This is a genomic window from Pandoraea commovens (assembly GCF_024704525.1).
Lineage (GTDB): Bacteria > Pseudomonadota > Gammaproteobacteria > Burkholderiales > Burkholderiaceae > Pandoraea > Pandoraea commovens.
On sequence record NZ_CP102780.1, the window covers coordinates 5,026,263 to 5,046,468 of the forward strand.

Sequence of the window (20,206 nt, forward strand, 5' to 3'; positions counted from 1 at the left end):
GACAACGGCACGCCCGAGAGCGTGCCGTCGATTATCCGATGTCGGTTACATCAGTCGCGAAGCGGCTTGTGGGCCGTCTCCTTCGCCGCGAACAACGCGATGGCCGTGATGGCGAGCGCCGCCGTCACGTACAGCGACACCGACAGCGTCGTGCCGTATTCCTTGTAGAGCGTCACGATGATCAGCGGCGCAAAGCCACCGCCGAGAATGCCCGCCAGCGTGTAAGCCAGCGACGACCCGGCGTAGCGCACGCGTGTCGGGAACTGCTCTGTGACGAACGCCGCCTGCGGGCCGTACATGATCGCGTGGATCACAAGACCGATCACCACGGACAGCACGATCAGCGCCGGGCTCGACGTGTCGAGCAACACGAAGAAACCATAGGCCCAGACCACTGCGCACAGCACGCCAAAGCCATACACCGGGCGGCGGCCCAGCTTGTCGGAAAGCGCGCCGAATAGCGGCACCGTCAGCGCATTGAACGCGGTGCCGACGAGCACCGCCGTGAGCGCCAGCGGTCGCGACAGGTGCAGCGTGCCGGTCACATACGTCAGCGTAAAGACGACCATCAACGCATAGAGCACGTCCGAGCCGATACGCGAGCCGCCCGCGACCAGCAGGTTGCGCCAGTGCTTACGGAAGACGTCCGCAATCGGCATTTCCGCCTGACGGTCCGAATGCTGCATCTCTTCGAACATCGGCGTTTCTTCCACGCCGCGACGCACCCACAGGCCGAACGCCACCAGCACGAGGCTCAGCAGGAACGGCATGCGCCAGCCCCAGGCGAGGAACTCGTCCGGCGAAATCGACAGCGTGATGAGCGCAATCAGACCGGTCGCGAGCAGCGTGCCGAACGACGGCCCGACCTGCGTCCACGAGGCATTCAACCCGCGCTTGCGCTGATCGCCATGCTCGACCGAGAGCAGCACCGCACCGGCCCATTCGCCGCCCAGCGCCACGCCCTGCACGAAACGCAATGCGACGAGCAGCACCGGGCTCCAGATGCCGATCGAGGCATAGGTCGGCAGCAGGCCCATCAGGCCCGTGGTCAGGCCCATAACGACGAGTGTTAGCACCAGTACGGCACGTCGTCCGATCTTGTCGCCGAGGTTGCCGAACACGAAGCCGCCCAGCGGGCGCGAGACGTAGCCGACGGCGTACGTCGACAAGGCGAGGATGGTGCCCGCGAGCGGGTCCATCGAGGGGAAGAACAGATGGTTGAAGACGAGTGCGGCAAGCGTGTTGTAGACCGTGAAGTCGTACCACTCAAGCGTGGTGCCGACCATGCTGGCCGTCGCCAGCCGGCCCTTGTTCGCGCCTTGTTTGGCGGGCGCGGCAGCGGCACCTGATGCGGTGCCGGTGTCCGGTGTGTTCCGGGAGTCCCGCGTGTTCGAATACGTTGTCATGAATGTCTCCGGGGGTGCGCGGGATCAGCCGGGCAGGCCGACCCCGTGAGTAGGGGAGCAAAGGGAACGAAGAACGCGACGTCAGTCGTCGTTGGCACCGAGACGCCACAGCATGGCGAAGCGGGTCACGTCGGTTGCGGGCAGGCCGTAACTCGCCGCCAGCGTTTCGGCCGCGATACGGACGGCGTCCGGATCGGTGCCTTCGATGAGCACGACGGCGTCGGCCGGCGGCAGTGCGGCGTCCTTCGCCGTGAGCGACACGGAGAGCGTGGGCACGGTGACCTGGAGCGTGGCGCGCACGATGGCGTCGCCCTGCGCGATTTCGGTGAGTTGGGCGTCAAGACGCGGGCGCGCCTGCGCCACGGCCGCTTCCGTCAGCACGAAAGCAGCGAGCATGCCGCCCTGACCTTCACCGGCCTCTACGTCGAGCGTGCCGACGCGGCGTTGCGTGCCCTGCATGCGCGCGAAGTTGCGCAGCGACCATTCCGTCTGATGATTGAAGGCCTGCGCATACGGCTCGCTGGTGAACACGCCAGCGTCCTGTGTGCAGTACAGCGCGAGGTACGGACGTGCGCTGTCATGCAGCGCCTTGAAGCGTCGGGCGAACTGGAAGCCCGGAATCGCGACGCGCTCCTGCATGTGTTCGCGGTCGTACCAGCGGTTGAAATCGGTTTCGAAGGCCGGATCGATATTCGTCCAGATACAGAGTTGGGCGCGCGGGGTGGTCACAGTCATGAGGCATCCATCGGTGTCGACAATCGGGGGCCGGCCGGGGTGCGCCGCTAAGCAGCATCAGCACGCATGAGGCCGACCGTCCATTTGAGTGTGCAAAACGATGGATGGGAGCGTCCAACAAGAAATCAAATTCGCGGCGACAGCAAATTCTTATGACCGGCCCCAAACCCTTGCCGGGCGGGGCCTTCGTGCGGCGTTTCGCTGTTTCGTGCCGGGTGGCTCAGGCGTCGGTCGCGCCCCATGCCGGGGCGGTCATGGCAGCGGCGGGGGGAATCGCGATATCCGGCCCCATGTTCAGGGCGAACTCGCTGGCCGTGCGCTGCGCCAGACGCGCCACGTTCTCGGCGAGCAGCGCGCCCGTGCGGAACGAGCCGACCAGCGGCAGATTGGGAAAATTGGCGTTCACACGCAGCAAATGCAGGCTGTGCTCACCCAGTTCGCGCTGGATGATGGCGGGCGGCAGCATCGCCACCCCGAACCCGTCGGCCACCAGCCGGATGATTGCCGCGACCGACGTCATGCAGTTCACCCGCACCGGCCGTTCGGCGGCGACCGAGAACATGCGCTCCAGCGTCTTGTGCGGCCCGGAATTGCGCGAAAAGCTCACCAACGGATACGCGGCCAGGTCGGCCACGTCGAGCGTTTCGCCCTCCAGATTGAGCTTGGGGCTCGCGACCCAGCGCATCGGGAATTCGGCCAGCGGAAGGTTTTCGACGCCAGCACCGTGTTGCATGTCCGTCTGCAATACGAGATCGAGCGTGCCCGCCTCAAGCTGCTTGCACAGATTGATGGTCGTCTCGCTCGTGACCTCGATTTCGAGTTGCGGATATTCACGGTGAATTCGCGCCGCCAGATCCGGAAACCAGCTGTGCACGATGGACTCGACGACGCCGATTTTGAGCACGCCCGGCGGCATGTCCGGATCGCTCAGTTCCCGCTTCATCTCTTGCCCGAGCATGACGATGCGCTCGGCATACGCCAACGCTTTCTGGCCTGCGGCCGTGAGCGTGACCTCGCGCGCGCTCCGGTCGAACAGGCGCACGCCGAAACTCTGTTCCAGCGACGCGATCCGACTCGACACCCCCGCCTGCGTCGTGTGCAGACGTTCGGCCGTCAGCCGGAAATTACGCAGCTTGGCGAGCCAGACGAAGGTTTCGAGAAAACGCAGATTCATGCGGCATAGGAACGCAGACGTGATGACTTGTCTACGCAGAAGTCTTGGGGAAATGCGCATTTTAGCGGGAACACAAAAGACGTCGCCCGCCGCGTTCCACCCATGAAACACGAATCACGTTCGGCATCCCTCGCCCACATCCGCCACCACCCTACGGGCCACTGTTACGGCAGCACGTTCCTGCCGTGTTTCGTTTCCGTAACGTTTTTTGATATCGGCGCGCGCCGCGTTCGCCCACACTCCTTACAAATCAAGCAGTTAATGGCTTCAAGAGAATTGGCACGGGATTTGCTGAGTATTTTGCAACGGCCCGTCGAGGCCGGAGGGCCAAATCTCTGGAGACTGTCATGTCAAGCGCCCATTTCCGCCGACCGCATCCGACAGTGGAACTCGCGCGTTGCGTGTTCCGGCAGCATTACATCCGCATCATGCAGGCTGAGAATCCCGGCAGCTATGCGGTGCTGGTCGACATCTGGCCGATGGACGGCCGGACGTATTCGAGCATCGATCAGGCCAAGCATGCGGCCATGCTGTTTATCCGCAATATGGAAAACGACTGAGTCCACGTAAGTGATTCCGCGCCAGCGGCCCTGGCGCGGCCAACGAGACGAGACCATGAAACATCACCACACCCGTCACAGCGCCGCCGAGCGGCACGCCCTGGCTACCATGCCGTCCTCGGCCCATTCGTCCGCCCGTGCACGCCAGCCGGTCGTCCTCGATCCGGCAGGCGATCCGTACGCCCGCATTGCGGTCGAAGCCTACGCCGAGGCCTGCGCGCAGGATCAGCCCTGGCTGGCCGAAGCGCTGCAACGGCAATATCAGTTGGCAGGCGGCACGCCGTCGAGCGCCGCAGCGATCTGGCGCACGTTCCACGAAGCGCAACAACTGGCGCGCGACGGTAACAATTATGACGAAGCGGCCTGGACGCACGTGGCGCTCCATTTGTGCGGCGTTCTCGGCGCGATGAATCTGTAATTGTGAAATTTTGAGCAGATCGATGTTTTGGGCGTTGCGTGGCGTCGACGGAAACCGTGGCGCTGTGGGCATTTCTGGCATACTTCGTGCAAAGTAAATTCCCGCAGTCTGCCTGGTAACCAATGAGCAAGTCCGCCGCGCCGGCACCGATTCCCCGTCGGCACCTTTTTGCCAACATTTTCGGCACGCTGATCCTGCTGTTTCCCGCCGTTTCCCTGGTCGTTCCACGCGGCGGGAACACGGCGATGTTCCTGACGGTGGCCCTTGGCGCCATCGTCCTTTTCACGGGCCGCGAACGAGGCGAAATCTGTTCGCTCGTACGCGCGAATCCCCACGTCCGCCTGCTGCTCGTCGCGCTGCTGCTGCCGTTTTTCTCGATTCTGCTCGTCGAAATTCTGCACGGGCGGATTGTCGCGAACACCCTCGACTCCCCCCTGCGCTTCCTGCTCGCCACCTTCGTATTCCTCGGGCTGCGTCGGATCGTCGACGTCATGCCGAAGTGGACAGATCTGTCGTTCGCCACCGGCGCCATTTGCGCAGCCGTCATGGCCTGGTATTCCACCGCGGACATTCTCGCCGCGCGCGCCGAAAGCTCGTTCCTGAACCCGATCCACTTTGGCGATATCGCCGTCCTTCTGGGCATTCTGTCGGTCGTGTCGATTCATTGGCTGTCGCACGACAAGCCGTGGATCGTCGCATTCAAGCTGCTGGGGGCTGCCGCAGGCTGCTACGCGTCTTGGGCCAGCCAGTCCCGGGGCGGCTGGATCGTGCTGCCGGTGCTGCTGGTCGTCTGGCTGCTGTGGCGCAATCAGCCGCTGAGCGCCGCGCGGCGCGTGACGATCGGCGTCTTCGCCGTGGTGCTGCTGGCAGCCACCTTCAGCTCGCATGTCGTGCGCGACCGCTTCGAGATGATCCGATCGGATCTCGTCAGTCTTTCCGCAGGCAACCCCAACACCTCGACCGGTATCCGGGTCGAATTGTGGAAGGTCGCCGGCAAACTCATCGGTAAGCACCCGTTGCTCGGCCTCGGCGCGCATGGGTATCGCGATGCAATGCCCGCCATGGCGGCATCCGGCGAATTGACCCCGCAGGCCGCCGATCTTGGCAAGGGCGAAGTGCACAATCAGATCCTCGCCTATTTCGTCGATTACGGATTGCTTGGCCTGCTGTGCATTCTCGGCGTCTACCTCGGCCCGGCCATCTTCTTCATTCGCTCGGCGCAATTGGAACACGACCGCGTCAAGAATCGCGCGGCGTTGATGGGATTGATGACGGCCGTCGCCTTCGCCGTCTTCGGACTGACCGTGGAGACCTTCAACCTCAAGGTGACGGTCGCCTTCTATGCGACGATGCTGGCTCTGTTTGCCGCGTTCGCCTATCCTGTCGGCTCCTCAGATGACAAATCGCCCGTTGCCAGGCGATAGCGCTGTTCCCTCATGCTAAGCATCCTGATTCCCACCTGGAACAACCTGCCGTTCCTCAAGCTGTGCATCGATAGCGTTCGCCGACACTCCGGCGAGGCGCACGAGATTCTCGTGCACGTCAATGACGGCAGCGACGGCACGCTCGACTGGGTGCGCGAGCAGGGCTTGCGTCACACGCACAGCAGCGGCAACGTGGGTGTTTGCCTCGCGCTCAATCAGCTCGCACCGCTCGCGTCGCACGATCAGTTGCTGTTCCTGAACGACGACATGTTCGTCACGCCCGGCTGGGATACCGCACTCATCGATGCCGCCCGCGCGCTCCAGGCACTCGGCACGCCCGTCTATTACCTCTCGTCGGTCATGGTCGAGCCCAACGCCGGGGTCAGCAAGCAAGTCGTTTCGAAGGATTTCGGCACCACGCCGGAGACGTTCGACGAAGCTGCGATGCTCGCCTTCGCCGCCTCGCTGGGACGCAGTGACGTGAATGGCGTACCGACGCAACCCACGCTCGTGAGCCGCGCGTTATGGCATCTGGTCGGCGGCTACAGCATCGAGTTCGGCCCCGGTATGAGCAGCGACGACGACTTCCTGATGAAGCTCTGGCTGGTCGGCTGCCGGACGTTTCGTATCGTCGGCAAGAGTGTGGTCTATCACTTCGGTTGCCGCTCGACCGGACGCGTAGTGAAGAATCGCGGCAGTCGCGAATTCCTGATGAAGTGGGGGATGACGCAGGCCGAGTTCAAGCGCGACTATCTCGATCTCGCGGGCACGCCCGCAGGCGCGGCACTGCCCAACGTGCCGATGCCGAGCGGCAAGAGCCGCATCAAACGCGCGCTGCACGGCAGCAAGCCCTACCCGCTTGAAGACCTTGCGCGCTGGGACGCCAACGTCCCGCAACATCTCAAGCTGGACTGAGACGTCCGGCCTCGCGCCAGTACCGTTGAAACCGTGAATCAGTGCCGTGGGTGACGGATGCGTGCCCACGCGTGCTCAAGACGCTTCACCGCAGGACTATCCGGGTGACGTGTCCACCAGACCCCCATCTCCCACACCATGCCCGCAAGCACGGCGATCAGCACGAGTGCGCCGATGGTGTACCAGATCTCGCCGAATGAGGTTGACATAACGGCCTCCCGGAAACGCCGAAAATGCATCACGGACGACCGGCGGCCGTCCGTGATTGCATTCTAGGCGACGAAACCCGGCTTGCCCGCCGGGTCTGCCCTAACGTCGGGGTCTCATCCTTGCCGCTATCTCAGAGTTGCCCCATCGTCAGTTGCACCACGAGGCTGCTGACCGACACCGCCGCCCAGACGCCCAGTCCGAGCAGGATCGGACGCACACCGGTCGATGCCATGCGGCGCAGGTTCGACGACAGCCCGATGGCGGTGAGCGCCACGATGATCAGGAATTCGGCAGCGTCGTGAATCCACGGTTGCAGCGCAGGGGGCACGAGGCCTGCCGTGCGGATGCCCGATGCGATCAGGAAGCCGAGGATGAACCACGGGAAGATGCGGGCGAGGCTGAAGTTACCGGCACCGGCGCGCTTGGCGCGGTAAGCCACGATGGCGGCCAGCGTCAGACAGATCGGGATGATCAACGTGGCACGGGTCAGCTTGACGATCGTGGCGTAGTCGCCAGCCGCCTTGCTGTAGCTGTAACCGGCTGCCACCACCGACGACGTGTCGTTGATTGCCGTACCAGCCCACATGCCGAAGCCCAGATCCGAGAGATGCAGCGCGTGACCGAGCACCGGGAACAGCAGCACGGCGGCGATATTGAACAGGAAGATGGTCGAGATGGCGAACGCCGTTTCGTGATCGTCCGGCTTCACGATGGGCGTGACGGCGGCAATCGCCGAACCACCGCAAATGGCTGTGCCCACGCCGATGAGCAGCTTGAGCTTGTCGGGCACGCCCAGCAGTCGACCCAGTCCCCAGGCCGACAAACCGGCGGCGGTGATCGTCACAGCAGTCACGGCGAGCGATTCGAGCCCAGTGTGCGCCACCTGCGACAGGGACAGACCGAAGCCCAGTGCGATGATTGACCACTGAAGCACGTACTTCGATGCGAATTTGATGCCGGACTCGTAACGTGCGCCCGGGGCGAAGATATTACGCACGAGAATGCCGAGCAGAATGCCGAACACCGGACCGCCGACGAGCGGCATCTGACGCCCCAGCAACAGCGCCACGAAAGCAATCACGGTCGACAGAATAAGGCCCGCCCAAGGGTTGTGCTGATCCGGCACCAGCGTGTCGGGACGGCTGGCCGAAGCGGGCGTTGCAGCGTGGGTTTTTGTTGTCATGTCGGGCACTCCTTGCGAATGAGTGCCAGTCTAAAAACTCCGCTTCAATAATAAAAATCGTTATATCGGATACAAAACATCCAAAATTCCGATAAATCTTCAGAGCAATGATAAGCCACTGATTCCATGAGGGTTTTAGCGACGTTCGCGCGGTCCCGGTACACTGTCCCGAGCGTCAAGTCGCACGCGCCGAGAAAAATTTCTACACAGGAGACCGCGCCCCATGTCGCAGACTGCCGACACCCCCGTCCGTCACGCCCAGTGGTATTTCGACTTCGCCTCCCCGTTCGCATACCTGCAATTCGAGCGCTTCGATACGCTGCCGCGCACGCTCGACATCGAACTCAAACCCATCGTGCTGGGCGCGATCCTCGTGCACTTGCAGACGCAGGGACCGGCAGAGACGCCGTATAAGCGCATCTTTACCTATCGCATGGCGCAGTTTCGCGCCGAGCAGGACGGCATTGCGTACCGGATGCCGCCGGTGCACCCGTTCCATCCGATTCGCGTGTTGCGCCTGGCGGTTGCGTTAGGCGCGACGCACGACGTCGTGCGCACGATCTTCCGCTTCATCTGGGCGGAGGGACGCGACGTGACCGACCCGCAGGGCTGGGCCGATCTGAGCGAGCGCCTCGGCCTGCGTCCCGACGACGCGACAGCGCGCGCAGAATCGCCCGAAGTCAAAGCGGCGCTTCGCGAGAACACCGAAGGGGCGATTGCCGCCGGGGTGTTCGGCGTGCCGACGTTTGCTTATAACGGAGAGTTGTACTGGGGGGACGACGCCACGGCGATGTTCCGCCATTGCCTCGCGCATCCGGAATGGCTGCAGTCGCCGGACGTCAGTCGGCTGCAACAGGTGACGGTCGGCGTGAAACGCGAGCGCTGATAGTGACGCTGCTTGAAGGTGCTTGAAGGTGCTTGATGCTGCGTGATGGTGATCGACGGGGGGCCGCTGACAGACGTCAGCGCGTGGCTCCCGACGGTTGCGTCTTCGCATCGCTACCAAGAATCAGCGGCAGCGACACGGCGTCTGCCATCGCAGCGTAACCGGCGTCGCTCGGGTGCGTGCCGTCACCGCTATCCAGGCGCGGCAGCATGCGTGTCGGTTGCGACGGATCGCGTAACGCCGCGTCGAAATCGATCACGCCATCGAACGCGCCGCCGGTACGGACCCACTGATTGACGGCCTCACGCACGGCTTCGCGCTCAGGCGGCAGTTTGCCCGGCGGGATCGTGGTGCCGACAATGCGCACGTTGCGGGCGTGCGCCGCCGCAATCAGCGACTGATAGCCCGCGATCATCTCCGGCGCGGTCACGATCACGTGCGGCACGTCGCAATCGAGCCCACCGTGCGGCGGCACGTAACCGAAATTGATGTCGTTGATGCCGATCTGCACGACGACCGTCTTCACACCGGGCTGCTCCAGCGCGTCGCGACGAAAGCGCGCCACCAGCCGCTCGCCGTAGCAGGCCGAATCGTGCAGCAAGCGATTGCCGCTGATGCCGAGATTGAGTACTGCGATATCGCGTCGCCCGGCGGCGTCCAGACGACGCACCAACCCATCCGGCCAGCGACGATTGGCGTTCAGCGTGCTGCGCATGCCGTCCGTGATCGAATCGCCAATCGCGACGATGGCGTGCGACGGGGCATCGGGCACGACGCTCAGCCCGGCCAGCCACAACGTATTCGTGAAGCGCGTGGGGAACGATGCCGCCTGTGCGTTATCGACGAAATCCCCCGCGCCGCTCAGAAAGGCGGTTTGCTGCGCGATCTTGTGCCACGTGGTGGGCGTCTTCGATGATTCTTGTGTGAAAAGACTGACGGCCAGCGGCGTTCCGGCACGCACAGCGAACGGCAACGGGTCGCTTTCGAGCGACGCGCCCGGTGCAATGCGCGCCGCCGGTTGCCCGCCGAACGTCAGGCCTCGCACCGTGCCCGCGTCGATGGATGCACCGCGTGTGGAGACAGCGAGGCTCGCGCGTTCGATGATCAGCGGCTGTGTGCCGTAAGCGTTCGAGAACCGCACGCGGACATCGTTACCGGACAGCGTGGGATAGACGATCTGACGGACGGTGCGTCCACCTGCGGCCGGTGCCCGGTTGAACGAAGGCGCCGCCGGATGCTGCGCGACGGCTTGCGGGGCCGTCGCCCATGCCCCGACGCGTGCGCTCTGAACATTCGATGCGCCCTGCCCCTGAGCAAACGCCGTCGAGGACACACCGGCGAGGGTGGCCGCGAACACGGTCAGCGCGACGCGCAAAGCACGTTGCACTCGGGACGAGCCCTCGGCAGCGGGAAGCCAGAAGTTCTTGAACGTAGACAACGTCGGGAGCATGAAAACAGCGTAGGCCAACATGGATGATTCGGGCAGCAGCCGTCATTGTGCCTGATTGCGGCCGTTGGCAAGGACTTACATTACCTTTCAGGCATGGCCCCGCCGCCCGGTTTGGCGTGTCGAAACCCGACGAGCTAAGACGAGAGGAATCAGTGCGTCGAAATCAGTACGTCGAAGTCAGTACGTTGAAGTCAGTACGTCGAAGTCAGCGCGTCGAGATCACGATAGCGACACGCCGGTTCTGCGCGCGCCCTGCCGGTGTGCTGTTGTCGGCCACCGGATTACGCTTGCCCGCCCCGATCGTCTGAATGCCTGCACGCTTGACGCCTGCCTCAGCCAGCACACCGGCCACAGCGTCGGCACGGCGTGCCGAAAGCTGCTCGTTGTAGGTATCGCTGCCGACCGAGTCGGTGTATCCGTAGACGCGCACCGCGTCGAGTCCGACCTTCACCAGCGTGTGCCCGATGCGCGTGACCGTCTCGCGCGCAGGGTCGCGCACCACGAACTTGTCGGTGTCGAAGAGGACCGTGTCCGAGAGCCCGAACTCCCAGCCTTCGTCCGTCTGCGTGAAGCCTTCCGACTTGAGCGCTGCGATCTGCTCAGGCGTCAGGCCGTGCACAGGCGTGGTCTGACACCCGGCGAGCGCCCCGAAGCCAAGCAGGACCAGCAGCCCGAGCGCGCGACGCAGGAGCGTCCGGTATTGCGAGAAAGTGCGATTCAGCGCGGCGGTGAAGTGGCCACGGAAGTTGCCCCGGCGGGCAGATGAATGTTGTGAGCTGCCCGTGCCGACAGCGTCGGCAGTATTAGCAGCGATAGCAGCGAAGTCCAAGGCCAATCCCCATTGCGGTGTGAAATCCGGTCGTCATTTATGGTTATGTTTTCAGCTTAGGTGTTGCTCGCCGCCTTATCCCTTGGGGCTTTCCGCAACATGCCAGGTGCCGTCGCCGACACGCTTGGCCTGATACATCGCCGCATCCGCTGCGCGCAGCAGCGCTACCGCGTCGTTGGCGTGTGTCGGGTACAACGCCACGCCGATGCTCATCGACGTGGCCAGTTCGCTGCCGTCGGGCAGGGCAATCGGCCGTTCCATCGAGGCCAGCAGGTTCTGGGCGAGACGCACGGCGTTGGACGTCTGCCGCACGCCGGGCAGCATCACCGCGAACTCGTCGCCGCCCAGACGTGCCACCAGATCCCCCTCGCGTAGCGGCTCGCGCAGACGCTTGGCAATCGCCACGAGCACTGCGTCGCCAGCGTCGTGGCCGAGCTGATCGTTGATGTCCTTGAAGCGATTGCTGTCGAGATACAACAGCGCGACGTGTGTGCCCAACTCGCGTGCCTCATCGAGCGCCTGCACCAACCGCGACTCGAAATACGCGCGATTCGGCAAGCCCGTCAGCGGGTCATGATTCGCCTGATGGGCGAGCGTCGCATTCTGCGCGCGCAAATGGTTTTGCCAGCCTTCGAACTCGTCGAGCAACGCGTTAAAGTCGTCGCCCAGTTCCTTGAGTTCGGCAATCGGCGTCGCGGCGACGCGCTGATGGAACGCCCGCTCGCGACGCACCGCATGCGCCACTTCCGCCAGCGCACGCAGCGGCTTGACGATATCGCGGTGCATCCGCTTGGCCAGCACATTCGCAACGCCGAACGTGATGGCAAGGCACGCGAGCACGCCACCGATTCCGCTCATCAGAAACACGAAGAACTGATTGCCCTGCCCCTGGACTTCGATCGTGCCGACGACCTTGTCTTCATGACGGATCGGCAGCGTCACCGGACCGGGCATGGCGATGTCGGCGACAGTTCGCTCGATACGTGCCAGCGTGCCGCCGTCGGGACGCCGCCACATCGCAAACTGCGCGTTGCGCGCATCGAGCACGCGCACCTGAACCACGTCTTCGTCTTTGGCAATGAGCGCAATCGCTTCCTGCGCCGCCACCCTGTCGCCGAACACCACTGCCGCTTCGGCGGTGTAGGCCAGCGAGCGCCCGATCAGCAGCAGATTGTTTTCGGCGTAGGCGCGCAGCGCGATCCACGCGACGCCAGAGAGCAAGAGTGCAGCGAGGACCACGGCGGAGACCGCGAGACGCAGATGCGTGCGTCGCAGCACGCGCTGCAAGGAGGGTCGTCGCCGACGCACGGTTGAAGCAGGGGGTGGCGTCGATGTGAGACCGGCGGAAGCGGGCGGCGGCTCGTGGGTCGATTCGTGCGCTGCCGCGCCGGTCGCCACGTCTGGCGCGGCTTGCGGTGACAGCAGTCCGGCCACGGGTGTCCCGGGTCCGGACGGCGGTGGATGGGCTGGGGGGAATTGGGTTGTCATGGCGTTGCTGGCTTTCGCGCCAGCTTCAGCACGTTCGGGTGGACACGCACACCACTGCGCGCGACGGTGTCGAGGTTGATATCGAAGGTCACCCGGTCGGCATCGACGTTCAGGCAGAACATCGTGCCAACGGTGCACGAGTCGTTGCGTTCGCTGATCGTCAGCACGGGATGACCGGCGAGGTTGGCCAGCAGTTGGCGACGCTCGATATCGCTCATCGCGCCGAGGTACAACACGTCGCACAACGAACCGATGGTCGGCTCCAGAGGCGAGACGCGCTGCGCTTCCACCGGTGGCGCACTGCCTGACGGCTGAGCCGCCAGCAGGTCGCGCGCATAGTCGGTGTTGCCTGCCACGCACAGACGCACTTTCGCGGGCATCGTCGGCCAGCGGGTGAAACTGATGATGCCGAGTACGACTTGCCGGACATTGGCGTCACGCACACTGACGGAAGCGGCACCGGCATTGCTTGCATTGCCTGCGGCCGACGACTGCGCCGCGGCCTGCCCTGCCAGTCCCGTCAGTCCCACCATGAGGACACTCAGGTACATCAGGCACAACCGCAACAGACGCAGCCATGAGCGCGCGCGCGCAGACCGACCTCTGCCGCATGTTTGCCGCAGGCCTCGTGTCACACCGGTCGTCATTGTCCGGACGCTATGCAACGTCGCCTTCCCTCAGTACCCAAATGTTCGCGGTCGTCCGCTTGCCCGTCAAAATGCATTGTCGGCACCACCCGTGAGATCGACGCCATTTCAGTGCCATCCCGACGGAAACAGGCCGCATGATACCGAACGGCTCCTCGCGAAGCCATACGGATCGGGTCCGACGAGGCATTTCCACACCGGTGTCGCCAGCCCACAGCATGCGCGTGCCGCCGCCTTTTCGGAACCCCTTCCGACCCCGCGTTTTCCCTTGCACGAAGACGCTTGCATCGTGGCAGAATGGCGCTCATAACCAATTGAAAAACAAGAGGAATCGGGCGACGAGATCGCTCGATTTTCGAGATAAAAAATCGCGACGCCAGGGAGGTGTTGCATGACGTTCCTGAATCCCGGCCGGACCGGCTTTCGGGAGGTACGGACGTGAACGATCCCGTACCTCGTCGGGTGCCCGACGTCCAGGGCGAGTTGAGCCGTGCCGCGCTCGACAGCGCGCCGTATGCGATGTTCGTCTGTACCGACGACGGCATGCTCGAACGCATGAACGCGGCGTTCACGCGCCTGACCGGCTATACGCCCGACGACCTGCTGGGCAAACGCAGCTTCCTCTCGCTACTCGATCCTTCGGAACTGGCACGCCGCCGCCTGCCTGCGCTGGCCAGTCTGTCGGCGCATGAAGCGGTGCCGTATGACGACGAATGGCATCTGCTCACCCACATCCGTAGCTGGTTACCGATCCGTCTCGCGCTCTCCTGCGTCGAACACGCACCGGGCGAGCGCCGCTGGGTCGGCATCGTGCTCGATCTGTCGCAGCAAGTGCAGGTCGCGTCGCGGCTCTGGTATGTCACACACCACGACCCGGTCACCAGTCTGCCCAATCAGACCTTGCTCAACGAACGTCTCGAACTGGCGATTCATCGTTGCGCGATTCAACAAGTCGGACTCACGGTGATGCTGGTCGAACTCGATCACCTGCGCAAACTACGCAGCACCTTCGGTCCGCCCGCCGCCGAGCTGGCGCTGCGCATCGCGGCCGAGCGGCTGCGCGAGGCCAGCGGTCCCGAGGATGCCCTCGCCTGTCTGGGCGGCAGCCAGTTCGTGATCGTCACCAACGAAACCGGAGACGGCGCACGCCTTCTCGCTGCACGCATTCAAGCACGGCTCGCACAATGGGTGGACGTCGATCAGAACTCGGTCGCGCTGGACGCGAGCATCGGCGCGGTCAGCTACCCGGATCACGGCAATACCCCCGAGACGCTGCTGCGGCGCGCCCACGTGGCGCTCGGCATTGCCAGCGCCGCCGGTGGCGGCCTGCGCTTTTTCAGCAACGAGATGGATTCACAGGCACGCCGCCGCAACGAACTGGAGACGCTGCTGCGCGTGGCCGTGCATGAGGCGTCGCATTCGCAGTTGCATCTCGTCTACCAGCCGCAGGTCACGCTCTCGACGGGCGAGATCCGCAGTGCGGAAACACTGCTGCGCTGGCGTCATCCCTCGCTCGGCGCTGTCGGCCCGGCGGAATTCGTGCCGATTGCCGAGACATCCGGGCTGATTCTGCCGCTGGGCGAATGGGTCATGCAGACCGCTTGCCGGGAAGCGAGCCGGTTACTGCGACGCTGCGGCCATTTGCCGCGCATCTCCGTGAACGTCTCCGCGCAGCAATTCGCGCGCCAGGACGTCGTCGGCATGATCGAGCGCGCGCTTAACGCCCATGCGCTGGAGCCGCGCCATCTGGAAATCGAAATCACCGAGACGGTCTTGCTGGGCGACTCCAGCACCGCCGTCGGCTGTCTGCGCTCGCTGCACGACATGGGCGTGGAAATTGCCGTGGACGACTTCGGTACGGGCTACGCGAGTCTTGCCTATCTCACGCGCTTTCCGATTCATCGCCTGAAGATCGATCAGAGCTTCGTGCGCGATATGCTCACGCATGCACCGAGCCATGCCATCGTGAGCGCCGTCATCGCAATGGCGCATTCGCTGGGGTTGCGTGTGACGGCCGAAGGCGTCGAGACACAGGCGCAGGCGCAGCGGCTCACCGAGCTGGGCTGCGACGAGGCGCAGGGCTACTGGTTCGCACGCCCGATCGACGCACAGGGCTTCTATCACATCGTGGCACCGCTGGGCAGCAGTGCGCGGCGATGAGGGGGCCGAGCGCGGCTGAGCGGGGCTGAGCGATTCATGTATCCAGCGACGTCTTTTTTGTCGACATGGCGTGTCAAGACTCGCGCGTGACTTTAGAACGCGGTATGGTACGTCGCGAAGGGATTCCCCCGAACGACGTAGCAACGAGGAATAACGCCATGAAAACCAAAGCCGCCATTGCCTGGGAAGCAGGCAAACCCCTGACCATCGAGGAAGTCGATCTGGAAGGGCCGCGTGCCGGCGAGGTGCTGATCGAGGTCAAGGCCACCGGCATCTGCCATACGGACTACTACACACTCTCCGGCGCCGATCCGGAAGGTATCTTCCCCGCCATCCTCGGCCATGAGGGCGCGGGCGTGATCGTCGACGTCGGCCCCGGCGTGACCACGCTCAAGAAAGACGACCACGTCATTCCGCTGTACACGCCGGAATGCCGTCAGTGCAAATTCTGCCTGTCGCGCAAGACCAACCTGTGCCAGGCGATCCGTAGCACGCAGGGTCGCGGCCTGATGCCGGACGCCACGTCGCGCTTCTCGCTCGACGGCAAGCCCATCTTTCATTACATGGGCACGTCCACCTTCTCGAACTACATCGTCGTGCCGGAAATCGCCGTGGCGAAAGTCCGCTCCGACGCACCGTTCGACAAGGTCTGCTACATCGGCTGCGGCGTGACGACCGGCGTCGGTGCCGTCGTCTATTCGGCGAAGGTCGAAGCAGGCGCGAACGTCGTCGTGTTCGGTCTGGGAGGCATCGGCCTGAACGTGATTCAGGGTGCGAAGATGGTCGGCGCTGACAAGATCATCGGCGTCGACATCAACCCGGGACGTGTTGAACTCGCCAAGAAGTTCGGCATGACGCACTTCATCAACCCGAACGAAGTGGAAAACGTCGTCGACACCATCGTGCAGCTGACCGACGGTGGCGCGGACTACTCGTTCGAGTGCATCGGCAACGTCACGACCATGCGTCAGGCGCTGGAATGCTGCCACAAGGGCTGGGGTCAGTCGTTCATCATCGGCGTGGCCGCAGCGGGTCAGGAGATCAGCACGCGTCCGTTCCAGCTGGTGACGGGGCGTGAGTGGAAAGGTTCAGCGTTCGGCGGCGCGCGTGGCCGCACCGACGTGCCGAAGATCGTCGACTGGTACATGGAAGGCAAGATCAACATCGACGATCTGATCACGCACACGCTGCGTCTGGACCAGATCAACGAAGGCTTCGATCTGATGAAGCGCGGCGAGTCCATCCGCTCCGTCGTGTTGTACTGATCTCGCAAATACCTTCATGCGCGGCGGCGTACTCAACCCGCCCGACAGCCCCGCCGGCGATGCCGGCGGGCCGCTCGCACGGGCGCGACGCCGCCGTCATCGCATTCGTCTCGCCATCTGCCTGACTCTGCCCGCGCCATCGTATCGTCGGGTGGCCTTTTCCGGGGCTTCCCCCGCTTGTTCCGAGCACTGCGCGTGCATGGGATAGCGCGAGTACCGTCCTCGTAACAGACGACAATATTCTGGCAACGTTTCGTTACGCATTACCGCAAACCATCGGGCGAAACGTCCGGTCGAATGGGCATGGCAAGCGTGGCGAAGTCCGGGACGGGCGTCGCCGTGCGCCGCTGAATCAGGGAGATGAACATGAACAAACCCACCTTGCCACTCGCGGTCGCGGCCGCGACCCTGCTGACGACGTTGGCCGTGCTGCCCGGCGTCGCGTCGGCGCAATCCGGTCAGGCGGTCATCAATGCATCGGCCAATGTGCGGGCAGGCCCGGCGTCCGACTACCCGGTCGTCGCGCAGGCGGGGCCCGGCATGCCGGTAACGGTTTACGGCTGTGTAGCGGGCTATTCGTGGTGCGACATCGGCTTGCCTGGCGCACGCGGATGGATCTATGGCGCTTTGCTGAGCTATCCCTATCAGGGCAATCCGGTGCCGGTGCTCAGCTACGGGACGATGATCGGCTTGCCGATCATCACCTTCTCGATCGGTTCGTACTGGGGCAACTATTACCGTAATCGGCCTTGGTACAACGATCAGCGTTACTGGCATCGTCCGCCGCCGGGACCGCGTCCGCCGCATTGGGGTCCGGGGCCGGGTCCGCGACCGCCGGGACATGGCTACTATCCGGGCAACCCGCGTCCGCCGGGTCATGGGGCAGGACCGGGACCGAGGCCGCCGGGCCACGGGGCAGGTCCGGGTCCGAGACCGCCGGGGCATGGTGCAGGTCCGGGGCCACGTCCGCCCGGACACGGTGGTGGTCAGGGTCCGCGTCCGCCGGGCGGCGGGGGCAATGGTGGCGGACACGGAGGCGGCCATGGGGGTGGAAATGGCGGTGGGCATGGAGGCGGTCATGGGGGTGGCCGTCCGCCGGGCGGGGGTCCGGGGGGTCCGAACCGATAGTGAGTGCATGCCGACCGATGGTTTGAACTCGGGCAATGGAGTGGCGGGGGTTGTCGGTGCCCTGACGGAGCGACTTTCAGGTGGAGCGCAGTCAGGGTATCGGCAACCCCCGCGGCCCGGGGGCTGGCCGAGGCGAGGTGGTATTAGCGGGATGTGGTGTTGAGGAGCCCCCCGGCCAGTACCCCATCCGCCCCTAATTAAGCAGCAACTACACGCACTTTGGGAAAAACGCTTAAAATGTGAGCAATTCCGGCCAGGCGGAGGTGCCGAACGGGCGCCGATGGCCGGACCGCAGGACAGCGAGCCCTTGCACACCGACGCCTTCCGGCGCCACCGTGCACCAACATTGCAGACCCTTCAGCAGACCTATCTCCGGTGTGCCGCAGCGAAGCATCGAAGCTTCGTGGCGGTCACGGCAGTCCGGCAGGATCCTCAGTAAGTCTCGATTGTGTTCGTCCCGCCCCGGCGTGCCCTCTCCCTGAGCGGCGGCGTCGTGGCATGCCTATCGCCATGCCCCACCGACGACACGCGCTACCCGCGCCCGTCGGTGTCGGCCGTATTGCCCGCGCATTGTGTCCGGGCGGCGCTAGTGCAACGACGTGGTTCGTCAAACCCTGTGGCTTTCCGCCACGCATGGGAACGAGCGGCCACAAGCCCGGGTGCCCTTTGCAGCCAGGTTGCGGGACACGTCTCCCGCAGATTCCCCTGATGGTGCTTGCCACGCGAGCGCCAGGGGCATACGTTGCAGGAACCTTTTGCAGGCAATGAGTCTTTTTCGAACCAAAAACATCGAGAACATGCTGGTCGCGGGTCGCACCGGCGATCTCAAGAAAGTGCTGGGCCCGGTCGACCTCGTCCTCATGGGCATCGGCGCCATCATCGGCACTGGTATCTTCGTTCTCACCGGCACCGGCGCACTAACGGCCGGTCCAGCGCTCACCGTCTCGTTTATGATCGCCGCGATGGCCTGCGGCTTCGCCGCGCTGTGCTACGCCGAGTTCGCTTCCACCATCCCCGTCTCCGGCTCCATCTATACATACAGCTACGCCACGCTCGGTGAAATCGTCGCGTGGATCATCGGCTGGGATCTGATGCTCGAATACGGACTCGCGTCCTCCGCCGTGTCCGTCGGCTGGTCCGGTTACTTCCAGTCGCTTGCCGCCGGCTTCAGTCTTCACCTGCCCGCCGCGATTACCGCAGCGCCCGGCAGCGTGCCCGGTGTGAGCACGTTCATCAACCTGCCCGCCGTCGTGATCATGCTGCTCATCACGTGGGTGCTGTCGTATGGCGTGCGCGAGTCCGCACGTATCAACAACCTGATGGTCGCCATCAAGATCGGCGTCGTTCTGCTGTTCATCGCCGTGGGCGTGTGGCACGTCAAACCGGCCAACTGGACACCGTTCATGCCGTTCGGCACCAGCGGCATGTTCAACGCCGCCGCGCTCGTGTTCTTTGCCTTCATCGGCTTCGACGCCGTCACGTCCGCCGCCGAAGAAGTGCGCAACCCGGGACGCGACCTGCCCGTCGGCATCATAGGCTCGCTGATCGTCTGCACGCTGCTGTATGTTGCAGTGGCCGCGATCATGACCGGCATCGTGCCGTTCGCGCAGTTCGCCGGTGTCGATCACCCGGTGTCGCTCGCGCTGCAATATGCCGGACAGAACTGGATCGCAGGCTTCGTCGATCTGGGTGCGATTCTCGGCATGACCACCGTCATTCTCGTGATGACGTACGGTCAGACGCGCATCACCTACGCCATGTCTCGCGACGGCTTGCTGCCGCCGCTGCTCTCGCGCATTCACCCCACGCACAAGACGCCGTTCGCGGGCACGTGGATCATTGGCGTGGTGTTCGCCGTGATCGCAGGTTTCGTGCCGCTGGGCGTGCTCGCCGAGCTGATCAACATCGGCACCCTGTCGGCGTTCGCGCTGGTGTCGGTCGCCGTGCTCGTGCTGCGTCGTACGCGCCCCGACCTGCCGCGCGTGTTCCGCGTGCCGGGTGCGCCGGTCGTGCCGCTCATCTCCGTGGGTCTCTGTCTGTTCCTGATGGCGCATTTGCAAGCGACCACGTGGATCGCCTTCGTCGTGTGGCTCGCCATCGGCATGGTGATCTACTTCACCTACGCACGTCGCAACGCGCTGCTGCACAAGCAAGGCTAATACTCGCGACACCGACATTCCCCATCTCGCGCGCCGTCGCGAGTGGGCGTATAGTCCGGCACAGGGCCTCGTAGGGACACATCGGTGTGCCCCCGAGGCCCTTTCTTTTGCCTCATTCGTCCGTGCTTTTCCCTTGCCGTCGTCACCACACGTCTTAGCCAAGGAATCA

General features: G+C 64.1%; 18 protein-coding genes. 9 read left to right on the plus strand and 9 right to left on the minus strand.

The genetic code is table 11. The annotated features are described in order from the left end of the window. Nucleotides 1-50: 50 nt before the first annotated feature. From NTU39_RS22615 to NTU39_RS22625, 3 genes are all read right to left on the minus strand, one after another. Nucleotides 51-1,406 carry an MFS transporter gene (locus NTU39_RS22615; protein ID WP_246184574.1) on the minus strand — a complete coding sequence of 452 codons (1,356 nt, stop codon included), beginning with the start codon at nt 1,404-1,406 and terminating at the stop codon, nt 51-53. A gap of 81 nt (nt 1,407-1,487) precedes the next feature. Further along, the gene (locus tag NTU39_RS22620; RefSeq protein WP_150664529.1) at nt 1,488-2,141 is read right to left on the minus strand and encodes a DUF4286 family protein; all 654 of its coding nucleotides are present in this window, start codon (nt 2,139-2,141) and stop codon (nt 1,488-1,490) included. Between the two features lie 220 nt (nt 2,142-2,361). Then, complete coding sequence (locus NTU39_RS22625; RefSeq protein WP_039392975.1) at nt 2,362-3,315, minus strand: LysR family transcriptional regulator; 954 nt, start codon at nt 3,313-3,315, stop codon at nt 2,362-2,364. A gap of 347 nt (nt 3,316-3,662) precedes the next feature. Between NTU39_RS22625 and NTU39_RS22630 the strand changes: the two genes are divergently transcribed. From NTU39_RS22630 to NTU39_RS22645, 4 genes are all read left to right on the plus strand, one after another. Then, on the plus strand, nt 3,663-3,875 hold the full coding sequence (locus NTU39_RS22630) for a hypothetical protein (protein ID WP_150664530.1): 213 nt from the start codon (nt 3,663-3,665) through the stop codon (nt 3,873-3,875). A gap of 55 nt (nt 3,876-3,930) precedes the next feature. Then, entirely contained in the window at nt 3,931-4,293 is a 363-nt protein-coding gene (locus tag NTU39_RS22635) for a hypothetical protein (protein WP_150664531.1), read from the plus strand. Between the two features lie 122 nt (nt 4,294-4,415). After that, a complete protein-coding gene (locus NTU39_RS22640) occupies nt 4,416-5,717 on the plus strand; it encodes an O-antigen ligase family protein (RefSeq protein WP_150664532.1) in 1,302 nt (433 codons plus the stop codon). A gap of 12 nt (nt 5,718-5,729) precedes the next feature. Further along, a complete protein-coding gene (locus NTU39_RS22645) occupies nt 5,730-6,632 on the plus strand; it encodes a glycosyltransferase family 2 protein (RefSeq protein ID WP_150664533.1) in 903 nt (300 codons plus the stop codon). A 38-nt stretch (nt 6,633-6,670) separates the two neighbouring features. Here the strand turns inward: NTU39_RS22645 and NTU39_RS22650 are convergent, their stop codons facing one another. Further along, the gene (locus tag NTU39_RS22650; protein WP_157127433.1) at nt 6,671-6,841 is read right to left on the minus strand and encodes a hypothetical protein; all 171 of its coding nucleotides are present in this window, start codon (nt 6,839-6,841) and stop codon (nt 6,671-6,673) included. 131 nt (nt 6,842-6,972) lie between these two features. Continuing rightward, entirely contained in the window at nt 6,973-8,025 is a 1,053-nt protein-coding gene (locus tag NTU39_RS22655; protein WP_150664534.1) for a YeiH family protein, read from the minus strand. A gap of 223 nt (nt 8,026-8,248) precedes the next feature. Between NTU39_RS22655 and NTU39_RS22660 the strand changes: the two genes are divergently transcribed. Further along, nucleotides 8,249-8,911: a 2-hydroxychromene-2-carboxylate isomerase gene (locus NTU39_RS22660; protein ID WP_150664535.1), complete on the plus strand. Its 663-nt coding sequence runs from the start codon at nt 8,249-8,251 to the stop codon at nt 8,909-8,911. A gap of 76 nt (nt 8,912-8,987) precedes the next feature. Here NTU39_RS22660 and NTU39_RS22665 read toward each other — a convergent pair whose 3' ends face one another. The 4 genes from NTU39_RS22665 to yfiR form a co-directional block, all read right to left on the minus strand. Further along, nucleotides 8,988-10,382, minus strand: coding sequence for an SGNH/GDSL hydrolase family protein (locus tag NTU39_RS22665; protein WP_257958623.1), 1,395 nt, complete (start codon nt 10,380-10,382; stop codon nt 8,988-8,990). Nucleotides 10,383-10,566: 184 nt separating this feature from the next. Beyond that, on the minus strand, nt 10,567-11,190 hold the full coding sequence (yfiB, locus tag NTU39_RS22670; RefSeq protein WP_308340624.1) for an outer membrane lipoprotein YfiB: 624 nt from the start codon (nt 11,188-11,190) through the stop codon (nt 10,567-10,569). Nucleotides 11,191-11,265: 75 nt separating this feature from the next. Beyond that, nucleotides 11,266-12,477, minus strand: coding sequence for a diguanylate cyclase DgcN/YfiN (dgcN, locus tag NTU39_RS22675; RefSeq protein ID WP_257958625.1), 1,212 nt, complete (start codon nt 12,475-12,477; stop codon nt 11,266-11,268). 197 nt (nt 12,478-12,674) lie between these two features. Further along, entirely contained in the window at nt 12,675-13,211 is a 537-nt protein-coding gene (gene yfiR, locus NTU39_RS22680) for a regulatory sequestration protein YfiR (protein ID WP_257958626.1), read from the minus strand. 552 nt (nt 13,212-13,763) lie between these two features. Between yfiR and NTU39_RS22685 the strand changes: the two genes are divergently transcribed. The 4 genes from NTU39_RS22685 to bcaP all read left to right on the plus strand — a co-directional run bounded on the left by NTU39_RS22685 (nt 13,764) and on the right by bcaP (nt 20,037). Then, on the plus strand, nt 13,764-15,485 hold the full coding sequence (locus NTU39_RS22685; RefSeq protein ID WP_150664538.1) for a putative bifunctional diguanylate cyclase/phosphodiesterase: 1,722 nt from the start codon (nt 13,764-13,766) through the stop codon (nt 15,483-15,485). A 158-nt stretch (nt 15,486-15,643) separates the two neighbouring features. Next, nucleotides 15,644-16,750 carry an S-(hydroxymethyl)glutathione dehydrogenase/class III alcohol dehydrogenase gene (locus NTU39_RS22690; protein ID WP_150560610.1) on the plus strand — a complete coding sequence of 369 codons (1,107 nt, stop codon included), beginning with the start codon at nt 15,644-15,646 and terminating at the stop codon, nt 16,748-16,750. 366 nt (nt 16,751-17,116) lie between these two features. Next, nucleotides 17,117-17,878 carry an SH3 domain-containing protein gene (locus tag NTU39_RS22695; RefSeq protein WP_150664539.1) on the plus strand — a complete coding sequence of 254 codons (762 nt, stop codon included), beginning with the start codon at nt 17,117-17,119 and terminating at the stop codon, nt 17,876-17,878. Nucleotides 17,879-18,642: 764 nt separating this feature from the next. Then, entirely contained in the window at nt 18,643-20,037 is a 1,395-nt protein-coding gene (gene bcaP / locus NTU39_RS22700; RefSeq protein ID WP_257958627.1) for a branched-chain amino acid transporter BcaP, read from the plus strand. Nucleotides 20,038-20,206 lie beyond the last annotated feature (169 nt).

Bases quoted from the DNA above. Each gene is read 5' to 3' on its own strand.
- NTU39_RS22690 (WP_150560610.1), top strand. From the start codon at position 15,644: ATGAAAACCAAAGCCGCCATTGCCTGGGAAGCAGGCAAACCCCTGACC.
- NTU39_RS22665 (WP_257958623.1), bottom strand. From the start codon at position 10,382: ATGTTGGCCTACGCTGTTTTCATGCTCCCGACGTTGTCTACGTTCAAG.
- NTU39_RS22630 (WP_150664530.1), top strand. From the start codon at position 3,663: ATGTCAAGCGCCCATTTCCGCCGACCGCATCCGACAGTGGAACTCGCG.
- NTU39_RS22695 (WP_150664539.1), top strand. From the start codon at position 17,117: ATGAACAAACCCACCTTGCCACTCGCGGTCGCGGCCGCGACCCTGCTG.
- NTU39_RS22620 (WP_150664529.1), bottom strand. From the start codon at position 2,141: ATGACTGTGACCACCCCGCGCGCCCAACTCTGTATCTGGACGAATATC.
- NTU39_RS22655 (WP_150664534.1), bottom strand. From the start codon at position 8,025: ATGACAACAAAAACCCACGCTGCAACGCCCGCTTCGGCCAGCCGTCCC.
- yfiR (WP_257958626.1), bottom strand. From the start codon at position 13,211: ATGGTGGGACTGACGGGACTGGCAGGGCAGGCCGCGGCGCAGTCGTCG.
- NTU39_RS22650 (WP_157127433.1), bottom strand. From the start codon at position 6,841: ATGTCAACCTCATTCGGCGAGATCTGGTACACCATCGGCGCACTCGTG.
- bcaP (WP_257958627.1), top strand. From the start codon at position 18,643: ATGAGTCTTTTTCGAACCAAAAACATCGAGAACATGCTGGTCGCGGGT.
- NTU39_RS22645 (WP_150664533.1), top strand. From the start codon at position 5,730: ATGCTAAGCATCCTGATTCCCACCTGGAACAACCTGCCGTTCCTCAAG.
- NTU39_RS22625 (WP_039392975.1), bottom strand. From the start codon at position 3,315: ATGAATCTGCGTTTTCTCGAAACCTTCGTCTGGCTCGCCAAGCTGCGT.
- NTU39_RS22635 (WP_150664531.1), top strand. From the start codon at position 3,931: ATGAAACATCACCACACCCGTCACAGCGCCGCCGAGCGGCACGCCCTG.
- NTU39_RS22660 (WP_150664535.1), top strand. From the start codon at position 8,249: ATGTCGCAGACTGCCGACACCCCCGTCCGTCACGCCCAGTGGTATTTC.
- NTU39_RS22640 (WP_150664532.1), top strand. From the start codon at position 4,416: ATGAGCAAGTCCGCCGCGCCGGCACCGATTCCCCGTCGGCACCTTTTT.
- NTU39_RS22615 (WP_246184574.1), bottom strand. From the start codon at position 1,406: ATGACAACGTATTCGAACACGCGGGACTCCCGGAACACACCGGACACC.